This is a genomic window from Thermodesulfobacterium geofontis OPF15, assembly GCF_000215975.1.
GTDB lineage: Bacteria > Desulfobacterota > Thermodesulfobacteria > Thermodesulfobacteriales > Thermodesulfobacteriaceae > Thermodesulfobacterium > Thermodesulfobacterium geofontis.
In genome coordinates, this window is record NC_015682.1 from 673,738 (window position 1) to 691,777 (window position 18,040).

Annotated in this window: 18 protein-coding genes and 1 tRNA gene; 11 read left to right on the top strand and 8 right to left on the bottom strand. The window is 33.3% G+C overall.

The genetic code is table 11. The annotated features are described in order from the left end of the window. Positions 1 to 11 precede the first annotated feature (11 nt). The 3 genes from fabD to TOPB45_RS03520 form a co-directional block, all read right to left on the bottom strand. Complete coding sequence (gene fabD / locus TOPB45_RS03510) at positions 12 to 947, bottom strand: ACP S-malonyltransferase (RefSeq protein ID WP_013909476.1); 936 nt, start codon at positions 945 to 947, stop codon at positions 12 to 14. After that, complete coding sequence (locus TOPB45_RS03515) at positions 944 to 1,378, bottom strand: glycine cleavage system protein H (RefSeq protein WP_013909477.1); 435 nt, start codon at positions 1,376 to 1,378, stop codon at positions 944 to 946. Before TOPB45_RS03515 ends, fabD begins: the two co-directional genes overlap by 4 nt. A 63-nt stretch (positions 1,379 to 1,441) precedes the next feature. Then, positions 1,442 to 1,732, bottom strand: coding sequence for an EscU/YscU/HrcU family type III secretion system export apparatus switch protein (locus TOPB45_RS03520; RefSeq protein ID WP_013909478.1), 291 nt, complete (start codon positions 1,730 to 1,732; stop codon positions 1,442 to 1,444). Positions 1,733 to 1,836: 104 nt separating this feature from the next. On the opposite strand from TOPB45_RS03520, the gene fbp reads away from it, so the two are divergent. From fbp to TOPB45_RS03545, 5 genes are read left to right on the top strand one after another with little or no spacing between them, the layout of a single operon-like run. Continuing rightward, positions 1,837 to 2,943, top strand: coding sequence for a fructose-1,6-bisphosphate aldolase/phosphatase (gene fbp, locus TOPB45_RS03525; protein WP_013909479.1), 1,107 nt, complete (start codon positions 1,837 to 1,839; stop codon positions 2,941 to 2,943). Next, positions 2,943 to 3,671: a YkgJ family cysteine cluster protein gene (locus TOPB45_RS03530; protein WP_013909480.1), complete on the top strand. Its 729-nt coding sequence runs from the start codon at positions 2,943 to 2,945 to the stop codon at positions 3,669 to 3,671. The genes fbp and TOPB45_RS03530 overlap by 1 nt, the downstream gene beginning before the upstream one ends. 9 nt (positions 3,672 to 3,680) lie before the next feature. Further along, positions 3,681 to 4,079 (top strand): ExbD/TolR family protein, encoded by a 399-nt coding sequence (locus TOPB45_RS03535; protein WP_013909481.1) that lies wholly within the window; start codon positions 3,681 to 3,683, stop codon positions 4,077 to 4,079. Positions 4,080 to 4,083: 4 nt separating this feature from the next. Further along, complete coding sequence (locus TOPB45_RS03540) at positions 4,084 to 4,830, top strand: TonB C-terminal domain-containing protein (protein ID WP_041430327.1); 747 nt, start codon at positions 4,084 to 4,086, stop codon at positions 4,828 to 4,830. A 10-nt stretch (positions 4,831 to 4,840) separates the two neighbouring features. Further along, positions 4,841 to 6,040 (top strand): pyridoxal phosphate-dependent aminotransferase, encoded by a 1,200-nt coding sequence (locus TOPB45_RS03545; RefSeq protein WP_013909483.1) that lies wholly within the window; start codon positions 4,841 to 4,843, stop codon positions 6,038 to 6,040. Positions 6,041 to 6,044: 4 nt separating this feature from the next. Here TOPB45_RS03545 and TOPB45_RS03550 read toward each other — a convergent pair whose 3' ends face one another. Next, positions 6,045 to 6,464 (bottom strand): YMGG-like glycine zipper-containing protein, encoded by a 420-nt coding sequence (locus TOPB45_RS03550; RefSeq protein WP_013909484.1) that lies wholly within the window; start codon positions 6,462 to 6,464, stop codon positions 6,045 to 6,047. Positions 6,465 to 6,659: 195 nt separating this feature from the next. On the opposite strand from TOPB45_RS03550, the gene TOPB45_RS03555 reads away from it, so the two are divergent. Beyond that, on the top strand, positions 6,660 to 7,196 hold the full coding sequence (locus TOPB45_RS03555; protein WP_236608023.1) for a DedA family protein: 537 nt from the start codon (positions 6,660 to 6,662) through the stop codon (positions 7,194 to 7,196). 1 nt (position 7,197) lies between these two features. Here the strand turns inward: TOPB45_RS03555 and TOPB45_RS03560 are convergent, their stop codons facing one another. After that, positions 7,198 to 7,821 carry a LolA family protein gene (locus TOPB45_RS03560; protein ID WP_041430328.1) on the bottom strand — a complete coding sequence of 208 codons (624 nt, stop codon included), beginning with the start codon at positions 7,819 to 7,821 and terminating at the stop codon, positions 7,198 to 7,200. Continuing rightward, positions 7,799 to 9,811 carry an FtsK/SpoIIIE family DNA translocase gene (locus TOPB45_RS03565; protein WP_013909487.1) on the bottom strand — a complete coding sequence of 671 codons (2,013 nt, stop codon included), beginning with the start codon at positions 9,809 to 9,811 and terminating at the stop codon, positions 7,799 to 7,801. The genes TOPB45_RS03560 and TOPB45_RS03565 overlap by 23 nt, the downstream gene beginning before the upstream one ends. A 242-nt stretch (positions 9,812 to 10,053) precedes the next feature. Between TOPB45_RS03565 and TOPB45_RS03570 the strand changes: the two genes are divergently transcribed. The 5 genes from TOPB45_RS03570 to infC all read left to right on the top strand — a co-directional run bounded on the left by TOPB45_RS03570 (position 10,054) and on the right by infC (position 16,981). Beyond that, positions 10,054 to 10,545: a Spy/CpxP family protein refolding chaperone gene (locus tag TOPB45_RS03570; RefSeq protein ID WP_013909488.1), complete on the top strand. Its 492-nt coding sequence runs from the start codon at positions 10,054 to 10,056 to the stop codon at positions 10,543 to 10,545. A 2-nt stretch (positions 10,546 to 10,547) separates the two neighbouring features. Beyond that, the gene (locus tag TOPB45_RS03575) at positions 10,548 to 14,180 is read left to right on the top strand and encodes an autotransporter domain-containing protein (RefSeq protein ID WP_013909489.1); all 3,633 of its coding nucleotides are present in this window, start codon (positions 10,548 to 10,550) and stop codon (positions 14,178 to 14,180) included. 153 nt (positions 14,181 to 14,333) lie between these two features. Then, positions 14,334 to 14,408 (top strand) — tRNA-Val (locus TOPB45_RS03580). A 32-nt stretch (positions 14,409 to 14,440) separates the two neighbouring features. Next, positions 14,441 to 16,378, top strand: coding sequence for a threonine--tRNA ligase (gene thrS, locus TOPB45_RS03585; RefSeq protein ID WP_013909490.1), 1,938 nt, complete (start codon positions 14,441 to 14,443; stop codon positions 16,376 to 16,378). A gap of 75 nt (positions 16,379 to 16,453) precedes the next feature. Beyond that, positions 16,454 to 16,981: a translation initiation factor IF-3 gene (gene infC / locus TOPB45_RS03590; RefSeq protein ID WP_013909491.1), complete on the top strand. Its 528-nt coding sequence runs from the start codon at positions 16,454 to 16,456 to the stop codon at positions 16,979 to 16,981. A gap of 4 nt (positions 16,982 to 16,985) precedes the next feature. Here the strand turns inward: infC and hisH are convergent, their stop codons facing one another. Together hisH and TOPB45_RS03600 are read right to left on the bottom strand one after the other, a co-directional pair. Then, complete coding sequence (hisH, locus tag TOPB45_RS03595; protein ID WP_013909492.1) at positions 16,986 to 17,612, bottom strand: imidazole glycerol phosphate synthase subunit HisH; 627 nt, start codon at positions 17,610 to 17,612, stop codon at positions 16,986 to 16,988. After that, on the bottom strand, positions 17,609 to 18,037 hold the full coding sequence (locus TOPB45_RS03600) for a hypothetical protein (RefSeq protein WP_013909493.1): 429 nt from the start codon (positions 18,035 to 18,037) through the stop codon (positions 17,609 to 17,611). Before TOPB45_RS03600 ends, hisH begins: the two co-directional genes overlap by 4 nt. Positions 18,038 to 18,040 lie beyond the last annotated feature (3 nt).

Sequence of the window (18,040 nt, forward strand, 5' to 3'; positions counted from 1 at the left end):
TTCCTCCCCCTTTAAAAATTCTTAAGAAAATTTTCTAAGGTTTCAAAATTTTCTACATTATAACATTTAAAATCTTTTCCTTCTAAAATTTGAGAGATGAGACCAGAAAGTACTTTTTTAGGACCTACTTCTACAAAAATTTTAACTCCCTTATTATACATATATTCTACACAATCAATCCAGCGCACAGGAGAAGTGATTTGCTTTTTCATTAATTCTTTAATAGTTTCTCCTGATCTTTCTTCTTTACCAGTTATATTACTTACAAAAGGAATTTGCGGATCGTTCCAATTAAGAGAATTTAGTATTTTACTAAAAGCAACTTCAGCTTCTTTCATCAAAGGGCTATGAAATCCAGCACTTACTTTTAATTTTATTACTTTTTTTGCTCCTAAATTTTTAGCTTTTTCTGCTATTTCATCCACAGCAGGGACTTTTCCACTTATTACAAATTGCTTTGGTGAGTTATAATTAGAAATAACTACTGTATCTTCTTTAGATTCTACCAATTTTTCAAGTTTATTTAGAGGGAAATCTATAATAGCGTACATAGCTGAAGAACTTTTTTTTCCTTCCAAATCCATTAATTTTCCTCGTTCTTTAACAGCCAATAAAACATCTTCTAAAGAAAGAACTTTAGATGCATAAAGGGCGCTATATTCTCCTAAGCTATGTCCTGCAACAAAAGAAACAGGTATATCTTTTTTCTCTAATTCAAGCTTTAAAACTTCATAACAGGCAATATTAGTTATAGTAAGTGAAACCTGAAGATTTACCGTTTGAGTTAATTCTTCAAAGGGTCCTTCAAAACAAAGACGTTTTAAAGGGAGGTTTGTTATTTCTTCCCCTTTATCAAAGAGATTTTTAATAAATTCAAATTTATCAAAAAATTCCTTCCCCATTCCTATATATTGTGAACCTTGACCAGGAAAAACTAAAGCAATCATTCTTCCTCTTCTTCAACTACTTTTTCTTCTGGCAATTCTTCTACCATTTCCAAAAATTTAATTTCATAATCTTCGGGAGGAAGAAGCTCTTCAAGTTCAGATGGGTTAAGAAGTTCTGCATCAATAAGCCACCCTTCTGTATAAGGGTCTTCATTTAAAATGTCTATATCATCTAAAACCTTTTCATTTACTGCTACAATTTTCCCAGAAACAGGCATAATTAGATCAAAAACCTCTTCTACAGTCTCAATACTTCCAAAAATTTCGTCTTTTTCAAAGATTTCTTCCTCTTCAGGTAAATCTATGTCTATTATTTCTGAATTTTTTAATTTAAAATAATCTGTAAGCCCGATTCTTACTATCTTTTTCTTTTTTTTCTTTATCCAAAGATGACTTTCTGAATAAAGCCTATCTTCTGGTATTTTAAACATCTAAACCTCCTCCGTAAAAAACATTTTAATGTTTTATAAACAGTTTTTTAAAAATGACAAGATTTAAGGAGAAAATTTCTTAAGAATTTTTTCTTTTAATTTTTGATTTAAATTATAGGCCCAAGCTAATACTATAGCTACAGCCTTATAAAGTTCTGGTGGGATTGGCTTGTTTATTTCTAATTTATAAAGTTCTTTTACTAATTTAGAATCCTTTTTTATAGGGATATTATGATTTTTGGCAATTTTTAAAATTAGCTCAGCCAGATATCCTTCTCCTTTTGCAACGACCTTAGGAGCTTCTTTTTCAGGATTATACTTTAATGCAACTGCAAGTTTTTCTTCTTTTTCCATCTTTATTTTAGTTTACATTTTTATATGAGTGTGCTATAATCTTATTTAATTTAAGCTGTAATAATAATTTTCGGCAAAATTTGAAAGTTGTAAAGGAGGTGTTTATGAAGCTTACTTTGTCTGTTATAAAGGCAGATATAGGAGGTTTCGTAGGACATTCTTCGGTTCATAAAGATGTAATTGAAAAAGTAAAGGAAGTAGCTGAAGATGGTAAGGACAAAGGGATTATTAGAGATGTATCTATTCTTGTTTGTGGAGATGATATTGCCTTAGTAATGACTCATACAAAGGGAGTAGATTCCTCAGAGGTGCATGAACTTGCTTGGAATGCTTTTAAAGAGGGAACAGAGGTTGCTAAAAAGCTAAAAATGTATGGAGCAGGGCAGGATCTTTTAGCAGATGCTTTTTCTGGTAACATTAAAGGTATGGGTCCAGGGGTTGCGGAAATGGAATTTGTTGAGAGAAAAAGTGAACCAGTAGTTATATTTTTTGCTGATAAAACAGCTCCAAGTGCTTGGAATTTACCTTTATATGAAATATTTGCTGATCCTATGAATACAGCTGGGCTTGTAATAGATCCCTCTATGCATGATGGGTTTATTTTTGATGTTATGGATGTGTATACAGGAATGGGTATTATGCTTAAGGCACCTGAAGAACTTTACGATCTATTAGTTTTTATTGGAGCAACAAGTAGATATGTAGTAAGAGCAGTATATAGAAAATCAGATGGAGAGATTGCAGCTTCTGCTTCAACCCAAAGACTTTCTCTTATGGCAGGAAGATATGTAGGAAAAGACGATCCAGTGCTTATAGTAAGAGCTCAGGCAGGTTTCCCAGCAGTGGGAGAGATTTTAGAACCCTTTGCTCGTCCTTGGTTGGTTGAGGGATGGATGAGAGGTTCTCACACAGGTCCTCTTATGCCTGTTTCTTTCAAAAACGCAAAACCTACCCGTTTTGATGGTCCACCTCGTGTTATTGCTGCTGGTTATCAAATAACTGATGGATATCTTATTGGGCCTTCTGATTTATTTGATGATCCTGCTTTTGATGAAGCTCGGCGACAATGTAATGTTATGGCTGATATACTTAGAAGACAAGGAATTTTTGAACCTCATAGATTACCTCCTGAAGAAATGGAATATACTACACTTCCTAAGGTATTAGAAAAATTAAAAGATAGATTTAAACTTGTAGAAGCTAAAAAATAATGGAACCCTATGTTTTTGATCCTAAGGAATACAGTTTAGAAGACGAAATTAAATTTCATTGTTATAAAGGAATTGTTTGTTTTAATAAATGTTGCTATGATGTTAAACTTGTTCTTTCTCCTTATGAATTTTTAAGATTAAGAAAAGCCCTTTCTCTTGGAGTAGAAGAATTTATTGAAACTTATGGAGAATTTTATCTTGGAGAAGTAACTCAACTTCCTGTTATTTCTATAAACATGGATCCAATTTCTTTCGCTTGCCCTTTTTTAGATGAAAAAGAGGGATGTAAAATTTATAAAGATAGACCAGCTTCTTGTCGGCTCTACCCACTTGCCAGATATTTAGTAAAAAATGAAAAGGGAGAAAAAGAAGAAGTATTTAAAATAATAAGAGAAACTCACTGTAAAGGGCACTATGAAGATCGACCTATTAAAATAAAAGATTATCTTAAGGAACAAGAATTAGAACCTTATTTATATTTTAACGATCTTTGGGGAGAAATAGTAATAAAAAGACAAAAATTTGCTGATACTCCTTTAACCGGAGATATGCTTGATATGATATTTTTGATAGCCTATAATCTTCCAGAATTTAGAAAAAGTATAAAAGAAGAGGAAATTAAAGGATTCCCAAAGGAGTTTGCAGACTTACCTGATGAAGAACTTTTGGAAAAGGGCTTAATTTTTATAAGAGACAAAATATTAACTGAAGAAAATCTTAATTGGTAAAATTAAATTATGAAAATAGGTAAAGATCTGCAAGGAGAAATTAATATTATTCCCCTTGTAGATATAGTTCTTGTTATTCTTATTATTTTTATGATTACTGCTCCTCTTTTAACTTCAGGTATTGAGGTGGAACTTCCCAAAACCAAAGATACACCAATTACTCAAAAAGAGGAACAGCCTTTAAAAATCACTATTACTAAGGAAGGGAAAATAAAACTCTACGGAGAAGAAATAACCTTAAATAGTTTAGTCCTTTGGATTGCTGAAGCAAAAAGGAATAACTTGATAAAAGAGATTCAAATTGAAGCAGATAAAAATTGTCCCTATGGAATTGTAGCTAAGGTTCTTTCTGAACTTAAAAAAGCTGGTATTGAAGAATTGGGGTTACTAACCCAACCTGAAAGTTAAATTTATGTTTACTAAATATGATGTCTTTTCTTACTTTTTATCCATTCTGATTAATATTTTCTTTTTGTTATTATTTTTTTCAGCTCTTAATCTTAAAATGTCTAAGGAAGAAAAAATAAAAATAAAAGTTTTCTCATCTGTGGAAAGTCTTGGAGAATTTGAAAGTTTTCCAAAAAAAGAGGAAATGCAAAAAGAAAAAATTGCAACTCCAATTGCAACTCCTTATAAAGCAATTCCTCATAAGGAAATCTCTAAGGAAAATAAAATTTTTGAAGAAAAGATTTTAAAGGAAAGATTAGCAAGTATTAAAGGTAGGATATCTAAGAGAAATTCTGAATCAGATTATAATCTTTCTGAAAAGGAAATTAAAGAACTTGAAGAAAAAATGATAGCCTTTCAAAAAAGGGGAACTTTTCAAAATACCCCTCCTGGTACTTCCTCGGTTGGCACTCCTTCTGGTAGCAAAACTTTAGGGCTTGAATATCTTCTTTTAGTAAAAAGGAAATTACAAAATAACTTTGAAGTGCCCATTTATTTAAGAGGTCAAAGGGATTTAAGTGCGATAGTAGAAATGGAAATATCTTCAGAAGGGAAAATACTGCATTACCAATTTATAAAAAAATCTGAAAATCCAGATTTTAATAAAGCAATAGAAAGGTGTTTAAAAATTTCATCTCCTTTACCTGTAAACGAAAATGTTAAAATAATAGTTGAATTTAAAGGAGAAGGTATAGGAAAAATAAAAAAATAGGAGTTTAAAAATGATTAAATTAGCAGAAAGAGTAAAAAATCTTAAACCTTCTGCTACACTTGCAGTTGATGCTAAGGCAAAAGCACTTAAAGAAGCAGGAATTGAAGTAATTAATCTTTCTGCAGGAGAGCCAGATTTTGATACTCCTGAGTATATAAAATCTGCTGCTAAAAAAGCTCTTGATGATGGGATGACTAAATATGTAGCAACTCCTGGACTTTTAAGTTTAAGAAAGGCTATTTGTGAGAGACTTAAAATAGATTATGGATTTAACTATACTCCTGAAGAAGTTCTTGTAACTACAGGGGCAAAACAAGCCATATTTAATTTTTTATTAGCAGTAGTGAATAAAGGAGATGAAGTTTTAATTCTTTCTCCTTATTGGGTTTCCTATCCTGCTATGGTGGAAATTGCTGAAGGGATTCCTAAAATAATATCTTCCTCAATAGAAAAAAATTTTGAACCAGATATTTCAGAAATAGAAAAAAATATCACTTCAAAAACTGTAGGGATTATAATAAATAGTCCTTCTAATCCAACTGGGCTAATTTATTCAGAAGAATTTTTGAGAGGAATTGCAGAACTTGCTAAAAAATATGATCTTTGGATTTTAAGTGATGACATTTATGATAAATTGAGATTTGATTTTAAACCTCCCCAAAATATCCTTTCTATTGCTCCTGAGCTAAGAGACAGAGTTTTTATGGTAAATGGAGTATCTAAAACTTATGCTATGACTGGTTGGAGGATAGGTTGGTTAATAGGTCCTAAAGAGATAATTAAAGTTTGTTCAAATATTCAAGGGCAAAGCACTTCCCATGCTACAAGTTTTGCTCAAAAAGCAGCAGAAATTGCTCTCACTTCTCCTCAAGATGAAGTAGAAAGAATGTGCAAAATTTTTGCTCAAAGAGCTCAACTTTTATCTCAAATTTTAAGAGAAATACCTGGAATTGAATTTATACCTCCTCAAGGGGCTTTTTATTTATTTGCCAAGGTATCAGCTTATTATAACAAAAAAACTCCAGAAGGTAAAGAAATAAAAGATTCTATCAGTTTTTCAGAGTATCTACTTGATTCAGCTAAGGTTGCAGTAGTTCCTGGTTCTGCCTTTGGAGATGATGAATTTGTCAGAATCTCTTTTGCAAATTCAGAAGAAAATCTCAAAAAAGCAATTTCTGAAATTAAAAAAGCTTTAGAAAAACTTAATTAAATTTTTAATTTGGGCAAACCAATCTTTTTTCTTCCTTAACAAGCTTTCCATATTCGTAATATTGAACTGTAACCCATTCGCAATTTCCTTGAGATTTTACAGGTTTAGCATAAACTTTTTGAATTCTATCTTCACTTTCGTAAGTAACTGGTTTTTTTGTGGTAGCTGCTTCTTTGGCTGCTTTATCCATAATATAGCCAGCTGTTCCGCCGATTAAGGTTCCTACAGCAGCTCCTACTACTACTCCTCTCCAGCGATTATTTTTATCTATAAGAGCACCAAGAGCAGCTCCAGCAACTGCACCAATTGCTGCTCCTTCTTTAGTCTTTTCTCCTGTTTCAGGCATACAACCTGTGAATATAGTAAAAGAAAAAATAACTATTACTAAAAGCCCAATTAATCTTTTCCAGAGTAACTTTCCCATCTTTATCCCTCCTTTAATTCTTTATAATTTATTATCCCTCTTTTTCTTCCAAAATCAAGTATTAATTTAGTTAAAGCAAGGCTTTAAAATTAATTAACTTAGATTAAATTAGTGAGGATGGGATTTATTCTTCAAATTCTTAGTCAAATACTTTTCTTTTTTGAGAAAAGTGGCTATTTAGGGGTGTTTTTTTTAATGGCTTTGGAATCAACCTTGGTTCCCATTCCAAGTGAGATAATAATTCCCCCTGCAGCATATTTAGCCTACAAAGGCAGTTTATCACTTACAGGGGTTATTTTATCTGGGGTTTTAGGTAGTTTAGCAGGTTCTCTATTTAACTATTTTATCGCTTTAAAAATAGGTCGCCCTGTAATTGTTTATTTTATAAAAAAATATGGAAAATTTTTCTTGATTACAGAAAAAGCTTTTTATAAGGTAGAAAATTTTTGGGACAATCACGGGCACATAAGCACTTTTGTAGGAAGGCTTTTACCCGGGTTTAGGCATGTAATTTCTATTCCTGCTGGTTTTGCTAAAATGAATTTATATCTTTTTTCCTTTTTTACTACCCTTGGAGCAGGAATTTGGTGTTGCTTTTTAGCCTTTTGTGGCTACTTTTTTGGCAAAAATGAAATGCTATTAAAAGAATATCTACATAAGGGCTCTTTTGGATTGATAATTTTCTGTGTTATTCTAATAGCCTTTTATATAAAATTTAAACTTAAAAAATGAACTATTTTTCTTGATAAACATTAACTATTTTTGAATCTCGAGGGGGAACAAAGGCAAACAGGCTGTTTTCTAAATTAAGATTATATTCCAAATTTTTAAATACTATTTTTATTTTCTCCCCTACAGTATTTATAAAATAGAATTCTTTTACCTCTCCTGTATCAAGATTTACAGTTAGGACTATCTTTTCTATATGAGGGTCTTTTTTAAGGGGAAGAAAAGAGATTCTCCAGGTATTTTTGCTTAAAATTTCATAACTTTCAAGCTTCAAATCTTTTTTAATACTTCCTCTTCCATTCATAAATCCAAGTGCAAGCTGAGAGGAGATCATCTTTCCTGACGGATAAATTAAAACCTCTTTTTCCTTTGGATAATAAACAAAAACTTTGACCCCATCTGAGATAATTAAAAACCTTTCAGGTTTTTCGTATTCCCAGCGAAATTTTCCTGGCTTTTTAATTAATAATTTACCAGTTCTTATTTCTTTGCTTCCATCTAAGAAAATGGTTTCTTGTATAAAATTTGTTTTTAAGGTCTTTATATTTTCGTAAAAAAACTGAATTTTTTCTAAAACCTCATTTACGTCTTGAGCTTTTAAAGAATTAAAATTGCTTACGAGGGCCAATAACAGGACGAGGACGAACACCATCACTCGGACCAACAATTCCCTCCTCCTCCATTTTTTCTACTAATCTTGCAGCTCTATTATAACCTATTTTTAATTTTCTTTGAAGCATAGAGACAGAAATTTTACCATATTTATAAGCAATTCTTAAAGCCTCTTCATAAAGTTCATCTTCAAAACTTTCACTTTTTTCTAAAATTTTATCCTCTTCTTCATAACTTTTAAAATCTGCCAAATATTCTGGTTCACCAAAGGCTTTCAAATATTCTACAATATTTTTTATTTCTTTTTCTGAAATAAAGGGTGCGTGGATTCTTTCTAAATGGGAAGAACCTGGTGGCATAAAGAGCATATCTCCTGCTCCAAGAAGTCTTTCAGCACCATGTGTATCAAGTATAGTTCTTGAATCAACTTTAGAAGTAACTTGAAAGGAAATACGTGCTGGGAAATTAACTTTTATAGTTCCAGTAATTACATCAACTGATGGTCTTTGAGTAGCCACTAAAAGGTGTATTCCTGCTGCTCTTGCCATTTGAGCAAGCCTTGTAAGAAGTGTTTCTACCTCTTTTAAAGAAATAAGCATAAGATCTGCTAATTCATCAATAATTAACACAATATAGGGCAATTTTTCTTCAAAATTTTCATTATAAGACTCAAGATTTCTTGCCCCCACTTCTTCAAAAATAGCATATCTTCTTTCCATCTCATTAACCAACCATCTTAAAGCTTTAGTTGCGGTTTTAGGATCCAAAACTACAGGATGAAGTAAATAGGGAATTCCCTCATATACTGAAAGTTCAATTCTTTTTGGATCTATCATTAGAAATTTAACTTCCTGAGGGGTGCTTTTATAAATAAGACTTAAAATTACGCTATGAAGAAAGATGCTTTTCCCTGAGCCAGTGCTTCCTGCTATCAAAAGATGAGGAAGCCTTCTTAAATCAGTTATAACAGGGTTTCCTGAAATATCCTTCCCAAGGGCAATAGTTAAGGGGGAGTCAGAATTTTTAAAAGCTTGGCTTTGAAGAATTTCTTTTAGATAAACCAGCTCTCTTTTAGGATTTGAAATCTCAATTCCCACTACATCTTTTCCAGGGATAGGTGCTATAATTCTTACGCTCTTTGCTGAAAGTCCTAAAGCAAGATCATCTGCTAAACTGAGAATTCTACTCAGTTTTATTCCAGGAGCAGGTTTAAATTCAAAAACTGTAATTACTGGGCCAGGATTAATTCCCACAATTTCGCCTTCAACCCCAAATTCTTTTAACTTTGATACTAAAATAAGTGCCCTTTCTTTAAGTTCTTCAGGTCTTACATGATGAGAAAATTTAGGAATATCATTTAAAAGCTCTAAGGGAGGAGGGATGATTTTTTTTGTTTCCCTTGCTTTTAAAACCTTTTCAGGTTCTAAAGATTTAGTAGGTTCTAAGGGCTGACTAACTTTTTCTATTTCTGAGTCTTTTTTAAATTTTGAAATTTTTTTCATTTTATCAGATAAATTTTTGGGAATCCCGAAGCCAAGAAATAAGATTAAGATAAGAAAGAATCCAAGTAATAAAAAGAATCCAGGTAAACCTAAATAATAAATTATTAAAGAGGAAAACTCGCCTATTAAGCCTCCATTAAGAGGATATTTTCCTAAAAGATAGGTAGTTTTTAAACCGGTATTTTGAAATAAAAAAGAGGAAATTAAAGAAAGTAAGACAAGAGTAAGTAAAAAAATGCTAACTATTCTTTTTAAAGAAATTTCTATAAAATATGCTAAAAGGCTAAATAAAAGAAATGGGGGGATAAGGAGAGCGAAAAAGCCAAATAAAAAAAAGGCTAATGATGCTAAGTAGGCACCTAAGAGACCTCCCAGATTTTTAACTTCTTCAGCTCCAGAAACACCTATTCCAGGATCATAGGGATTATAAGAATAAATTGAGATGGTAACAAATAGGATTCCCAAAAATAAGCTTATATAAATTAGTCCCTTTTTAAAAAACATACTTTAGCAATTAATTTTAGTATAAATTAGCCTAAATATCAACTAATCTGCAAAGCAACCTTAAATTGTTATTTTTTAAAAATTTTCTTAAAATTTTAAAAAATTTAAAAAAAAATTTAAAAAAAAATTTAAAAAATTTAAACGTATTTAGCATTTAAATTCCAAAAATAGCTAAAAATTTTTATTGACAATTTTTATGATTTTATAATAATGATACTATATTTAGATTAAGGGAGAAAAACTTGACAGAATTTTCAAAGATTAGCTCAATTCTTAAGAATTCGCTTTTTTTGTCAAAGTCGTTATTTAAGACCTTTGGTTTAGTTTTAATTTTAGTAATTAGTTTAGTAATTAATGCTTATTCACAGGAGGGGGGTAAGGGAGCTGGAGGTAGTGTTCAAGGAAGAAAAACAATCCTTGATTTTAAGCAAGAGCTAAAGCTAACAGAAGATCAGGTGAAGTCCATAAAGAAGATAATAGATGAGTTTGAGACGAAGAACAGACCTTTATTGGAAAAACTTATAGCCCTTGATAAGGAGCTTAAGGAATTGCTTGAGAAAGAAGGGGATTTGGGTGAGATAAAGAAGAGGATAAAGGAGATTTATAGCTTAAGGGCTGAGATGGTTATTAATGAAATAGAGGCAGGAAGAAAGATTGATAAAATTTTAAATAAAGAGCAGAAGGAGAAATGGAAGCAAATAAGAAGTAGTGGTATTAAAAGGCAAGGAGGGTAAGAATGAATTGGAAAAGGTTATTATGGGTATTGGTGTTTCTTATTCTTTTAGTTAGCGGGGTTTATGCCACGGAAAAAATAGGGGTTTCAATTCCACCAAGTGAATCTACCTATACTCAAAATAATCCAATTAACAACGCTACTGATACTTCAGGCGGACCGACTTATGGAATTTATGTTGAGAATGCAACAGACCCATTGGCTCTAACGGTTAATGCAACAGTAAATTCTAATGCAGCAAATTCAGATGGATCAAGTTATGCCTATGGTGTTTATACAGATAGTCGACTCTTTAGCAATCTAGTTATAACAGAAAATGGAAATATTAATGCAAATGCAACTGGAGCAACTAGGGCAGGTGCTTATGGAGTATGTTATTTAGGGGTTGATAATGGCGCTCTTAATAACGCTGGAACAATAAGTGCCACAGCGAAGGTAGGGGATGCAGAGGGAGATTACTCTTGGGTTATGGCATCTGCTGAAGGGATATTTGAAGCATATGTTTATGACGCCTCATTGAGTTTTACCAATACTGGCAACATAAATGCGGTAGCAGAGACAGGAAATGCAGTAGGGAATTATACTTATGCTGTGGCAGGTGCTCGTGGAGTATATTTTTGGGTTTATGATTATGGCACTTTTAACATTAATAACGCTGGGACGATAAGTGCCACAGCGAAGGTAGGGAATGCTACAGGAGAAGGGTATTATGATGGATGTTTTTGTTATGGGGTTAGTGCATATGCTAATGGGATAGGTGTATCTGTTTATGACGCCTCATTGAGTTTTACCAATACTGGCAACATAAATGCGGTAGCAGAGACAGGAAATGCAGTAGGGAATTATACTTATGCTGTGGCAGGTGCTCGTGGAGTATATTTAGGGGATGTTTATGGCACTCTTAACATTGAGAACAGTGGAACGATAAATACTACAGCGAAGGTAGGGAATGCTATAGGAGAGGGGTCTTATGTTCGTGCTGCTGATGCTGTAGGTGTTTTTGCAGAGGCAGATGAAGGAGCAGTAGACTTCTTTATAAATAAAGGTGAGATAAAAGTTAATGTGCAGGCAGGAAGCGCAATAGGTAATAATTCTCAGGTTGAGGCAGATTATATAAGTGGAGTTGTGATTCTGGGTCCAGTAAATAACTTTCTTAATACTGGAAACATTTTAGTTTCAGTTAATGTTGGAAATGCCTCAGGAACTGGAAGCTCGGTAACTACAGTTTATTTTGGTCCTGGGTGGAATGCAGGAGTATATGGAGTCTATATTGGGGATAATGTTGATGTAATTAACTTTACCAATTTGGGTAATATAGGTGTAGCAGTTAAGGCAGGAAGTGCAATTGGTGATAATTCTGAAGTAATTTCTGGTTGGGCTCTTGGTGTAGATATTGGAGGGGATGATCCTAGTAAAGTTGTTAATTCCTTTGTAAACAATGGAACTATAAGTGTTTCAGTCTCTGCTGGAGATGCTAAAGGAACTAACTCAACAGTATGGGCTTTTGCAGGTGCTCCGGTTTGGGTTGATTATAGCACTGTTAACAGTTTCAAAAATACCGGAACAATAATTTCTACAGGACAAGCAGGAAGCGCCTTAGGTAATGGTTCTACAGTTTACATGACTGATTTTGGCAATGGATTTTTGGGTAAAGTAGGGAATTTCACTAATGAAGGCAAAATTATCACTAAGATTTCAGCTGGAGATGCAGTTGGAACTGAATCTTATTTGATAATAGATGAAGATGTATATGCTTCTGCCTATGGTATATTTTTTGCTGATGTGGTAAATAATTTTCTAAACAAAGGACAAATTTATGTTGAAGCTTCAGCTGGGAATGCTTTAGGAGCAAATTCTACAGTATATGTTGGAAGTGTATATGGCGTTTCATTTGAAGGAGGAGTTGGGAACTTTACAAATGAAGGAACTATTTATGTTGGAGCCTCTGCGGGAAGTGCATCGGGAGATAATTCTACGGTAAAAATAGAAGGGGTTTTAGGTGTGTTTGCTTATGATGTAAGCTCTGGGTCTCTTGTAAACAAGGGACTTATTCAGACTTCAGTTAAGGGCGGTTCGGGGTCAGAAATTTCTAAAGTAGTCGGATTAGTTTTAGAGGGAGCTTCCCATACAACATTTTCAAATGAGGGGACAATATATGTGAATGTTGATGCTCCAAAAGCGAAGTCGGTGCAAGACATAGCTGGTATTGTGATAAGTGGATCTTCGAATGTGACGATTTCTAATCCAGGCACGATAGCGGTTAGCGTGATAGCCCCAAGCAGTGCTATAAACAATATAAGGACTTTATACATAGAAAATTCAAAAGTAACACTCAAAGATAAATTTGCGCTTATGTTTGGGGCACCTGGCACTGGTCCAGCTACTGCACCAATATATGTGGATGCTAACTCCACGCTTGATCTAAATAAAGCAACCTTGGTTGTTAGGATTTGGAACAATGATGCCTCTTCAATTGTCGCGAACACACCATATGCATTGATAGAATATAACGGCACGGTGAATGGCAAGTGGGGAGGATTAGAGAGGGGTTATGCCAATCCGGTAATCGATGTCAACTGGTATAACGCGTCCACTGATAAGGATGCGAAGATCATCTTTAAGTATAATGCTTTGAACGTTCCAGAGCAAGCTATGTCACCTGTGAGCAGTATAATGGCGGGTTCTTTCATAAATTCTTTCATTTCAGGATTGTTCTTAGAGTATTTACCCATAACTTCGCCTATATATTTGGCAAAAGCGGTTAGCGATATGCCGCTTGGGTATGGATTGGGTGGGGCGACATATCGTGGCGGTATGTGGTTTATACCTGTTTATACCAAGGTTAAGGCAAGCGACCTTGGGTTTGATGCCGACGCCTATGGATTTAACCTTGGGTTCGGCGGTTTCTTGACAAGGGACCTTTCCCTTGGTCTCTATGCAACCTATGCAAGGACAGATATTGATTACAGCATAACTGGAGCAAAGAGTGGGGATGTAGACCTTTTTGCTGTAGGTATGACTGGAAGATGGACCTTTATGAAGGATGCATACTTGAGGTTTAATGTTAACGGGTTTAAGACAAACAACGACTATGAGGGTAGGACAGGGCTAAACTATGAGATGAAGGAGAAGGCGAGCTATCATGTTAAGGGAATGGAAGGAGAGGTGATGGTAGGGAAGGTATACAGGGGCAGAATAGCGTTAATACCTGAGGTAGGGTTTAAGTATAACTATTATAACCCTGATAGTTTTTGGACGAAGGCTTACAGTGCAACAGGAAGAGTTACGGCATGGGATAGGTATTATGACCCAGATTCAAAGCATGTGTGGAAGGTGGTAGCAGGGGTGAATGTAGTTGGGGATACGAAGTGGGGAGGCAATCCTGTGAGGCTCTATCTTATGGGTAAGGTAGAGCAGGCATTGAGCAAGAATGAGGTAGAGGTTATTAATTACATGAGGAGTGACCCAACGAGGTATAAGCTCACAAAGAGCATAAACAAGACGACATTTATTGGGCAGGTGGGAGCAGATGTAAGCTTGACGAAGAACCTTGGGCTTGAGATTTCAGGAAGAGGGGACTTTAACGGAGATTACTCAGGCTATACAGGAAAAGTAATGTTAAGATATAGCTGGTAAGATTTTTTTAGTTTATGTTTTTTTAGAGCCCGCCTTGTGCGGGCTTTTTTTATTATTAGCCACTTAAATTAGCCTAAATATCAACCTAAGAGATATTTAAGAAGTTTAATCTTGACATCTTTTGAAAATTTGTTATGTTATCTTAAATAAGAAAGGCGCGTAGCTCAGTGGAAGAGCGCTTGCTTGACATGCAAGAGGTCGGCGGTTCGATCCCGCCCGCGCCTACCATAATCTTTTCTTGAGGAGTTATAGGTTAAATTTTGAAAATTAAAATCAAAGGTCTGGGAGAATTTCAACTTACTCCTGGCATACCCTTAAAATCTCTTATTCCAGAAATCAAAAAAATAAGCTCTAATTTACCTGTAGGTTTTAAGTATAATCAAGAATACATAGATTGGCATTTTTCTTTTAATGAAAAGGATTTAGAAAACTTAGAACTTGAGCCTATTTTCCCCTCAGATGAAGAAGCACTCATATTTTTACGCCATACAGCTTCCCATGCGCTTGCTCAAGCAGTAAAAGAACTTTTTCCTGGAGCAAAACTTGGTATAGGTCCACCCACAGAAGATGGCTTTTATTATGATATCTATTATGAAAAACCCTTTAATGAAGAGGATTTACAAAAGATAGAAGAAAGAATAAAAGAAATAATTAAAAAAGATCTTCCCTTAGAGAGAAAAGAAATTCCAAAAGAAGAAGCAAAAGAGCTTTTTAAAAATTTAAAAGAAGATTTTAAGCTTGAATTAATTGAAGAACTGCCTGATAGTAAGGTTTCTATCTATTCTCAAGAAAATTTTATAGATCTCTGTAAAGGTCCTCATCTTCTTTCAACAGGAGAAATAAAAGCAGTTAAACTTCTTTCTGTAGCTGGAGCTTACTGGAGAGGAAATGAAAAAAATCCCATGCTTTGGAGAATTTACGGAACTGCTTTCTTCTCAGAAGAAGAATTAAAAGCCTACTTAGATAGGCTTGAAGAGATTAAGAAAAGAGACCATAGAAGACTGGGTAAAGAGCTTGAACTCTTTACTATTGAAGAAGATATAGGTCCTGGGCTTGTAATCTGGCTTCCTAAGGGAGCTATTATAAGAAATATTATAGAAAATTTCTGGAAAGAGGTTCATTTAAAAAGGGGTTATCAATTAGTTTATACTCCCCATATTGCCTTAAGAGATTTATGGAAGGTTTCAGGGCACTTAGATTTTTATATAGAAAATATGTTTCCTCCAATGGAACTTGAAAATAGAGCCTATCAATTAAAACCTATGAACTGTCCCTTTCATATTTATGTATATAATCAAAAAAGAAGAAGTTATAGGGAATTTCCCATAAGATATTGTGAGCTTGGAACTGTTTATCGTTTTGAGAGAAGCGGAGTTTTACACGGGCTTTTAAGGGTTAGAGGATTTACTCAGGATGATGCCCATATTTTTTGTAGAGAAGATCAATTAGAAGAAGAACTTATTCAGGTTTTAGATTTGGTAATATATTTTCTTAAAGTTTTTGGTTTTTCCGAGTATAAAATTTTCCTTTCTACAAGACCTGAGAAATTTGTAGGATCTCCAGAAATATGGGATAAAGCTGAGTCTGCACTTAAGTCTGCACTTGAAAATAAAGGTCTTGAATATGAGATAGACCCTGGAGAAGGGGTTTTTTATGGTCCAAAAATTGATCTAAAAATTAAAGATGTTTTAGGAAGGTTTTGGCAATGCTCAACCATTCAAGTAGATTTTAATATTCCAGAAAGATTTGACATTGTTTATATAGGAGAGGATAATAAATTTTATAGACCCATTATGATTCATAGGGCTTTACTTGGGTCTTTAGAAAGATTTTTGGGGGTTCTTATTGAAAATTATGCAGGTGCCTTTCCTTTTTGGATATCACCAGTTCAGATTAAAATTTTAACTATTACTGATAGAACTATTAGCTATGGAGAAAAAATTGTAGATATTTTAAGAAAAGAAGGTTTTAGGGTAGAGACTGATTTTAGAAATGAAAAATTAAACTATAAAATAAGAATAGCCCAGCAAGAAAAAGTTCCTTATATGATTATTCTCGGAGACAAAGAAGAAAAAGACGAGGTTATTAGTGTGAGAACAAGAAAGGGAGAAGTGATTAATAATATAAAATTAGAAGAATTCATAAACAAAATAAAACTTGAAAATCAGCCAGAATATCTATTAAATGAATCATCGTAGGCTCAAGTTACAATCTAATTTCTTTATAAATCTAATTTTTAAAAAATTAAAAACATTTTGAGGAGGAAAGGGGGGATGCAGAAGGATTTAAAGAAAAAGTATAGAGTTAATGAACAAATTAAAGCAAAAGAGGTGAGGTTGATTGATCCTAATGGAAAACAGATAGGGATTGTTCCTCTTTCTGAAGCATTAAGATATGCAGAAGACTATGGGCTTGATCTTGTTGAGATTGCGCCAACTGCTAATCCTCCGGTATGTAAAATTATGGATTTTGGAGAATTTTTATATCAAGAAGCAAAAAAGGCAAAGGAAGCTAAGAAAAAGCAAAAACAAATAGAGATAAAAGAAATAAAACTGAGTCCAAAAACAGACAAACATGATCTCGAGGTGAAAATAAGACATATTCTTAGATTTCTTGAAGATGAAAACAAAGTTAGAATAAGAATTGTTTTTAAGGGAAGAGAAATTGCTCATCCTGAGATGGCAGATAGAGTTTTACAAGCTATCCTTGAAGCAGTTAAAGATAAAGCTCAGATTGAAAGCCCACCAAAAATAGAAGGAAAACAGATGATAACAGTTATTGCTCCTATATTGAAAAAATAAATTTTTAAGGGTTCCATTCACAGAACTGTTTTAAAATTTGTAATCCCGGTTTTCCGCTTTTTTCAGGATGAAATTGGACTGCTACTAAATTTTTATAAGCTATAGCAGAAGAAAAATTAACCCCATAAAAGGTTATTCCACAGATAACCTCTTTATCTTCAGGGATTACAAAATAACTATGTACAAAATAATACTCATAATCAGGATCAAGTCCTTTAAATACAGGATGTTCTTTAACCCAGTTTACTTTATTCCATCCCATATGAGGAACTTTAAGTACTTCTTCTTTCCAAAGAAGAGGTTGTGGAAATTTTACTACTTTTCCTTTCAAAAGTCCTAAGGTTTTAGTCCCTCCATCTTCTTCGCTAAATTCAAAAATGATTTGTGTGCCTAAGCATATACCTAAAATAGGAACCCCTTTAAAAAAGGATTCTTTTAAAAATTCATCTAAGTAAAATTTTTTAAGACTTTCCATAGCACTTTTTGCAGCACCAACCCCTGGGAAAATTATTCTTTCTGCTTTTTTAAGCTCTTTGATATCAGAAGAAATAAAGCATTTATAACCTAAATAAGCTAAAGCTCTTGCTACACTGGTTAAATTTCCTGCTAAATAATCAATTATTCCTATCATAAAAGACTCCTCAAAAGTTCTTCTAACTTTTTTAATTTTTCTTTCTGAAAATTGGGTTTCTGAGTTTTAAAAATTTTAATCCAATTTTCAATTTTTTCTAAGCCAAGCTTAAAATCATCTTCTAAACCTTCTTTTTCTGCAAAATTTTTAAGTCTTCCTAAATTAACTATAGCTCTTTTAATACCTCTATAAAAAGGCTTTTCAATATTTTCTGGTGTAAGGTCTCTTTTAATAATTTCTAAATATCTTTCAATGACAGCTCTTTTTAAAACTAATAATTCTTCTTCATTAAGAATTAATCCTAAACCTTTTGGAGGAGGTTCAGTTAGATAAAAATAGCTATTCCAGAAAAAAACCTCTGGAATTTCTCCACCTTCGTATTTGATAATTTCAGCTTCACGTAAAACTTCATCCTTTACAGACATCTA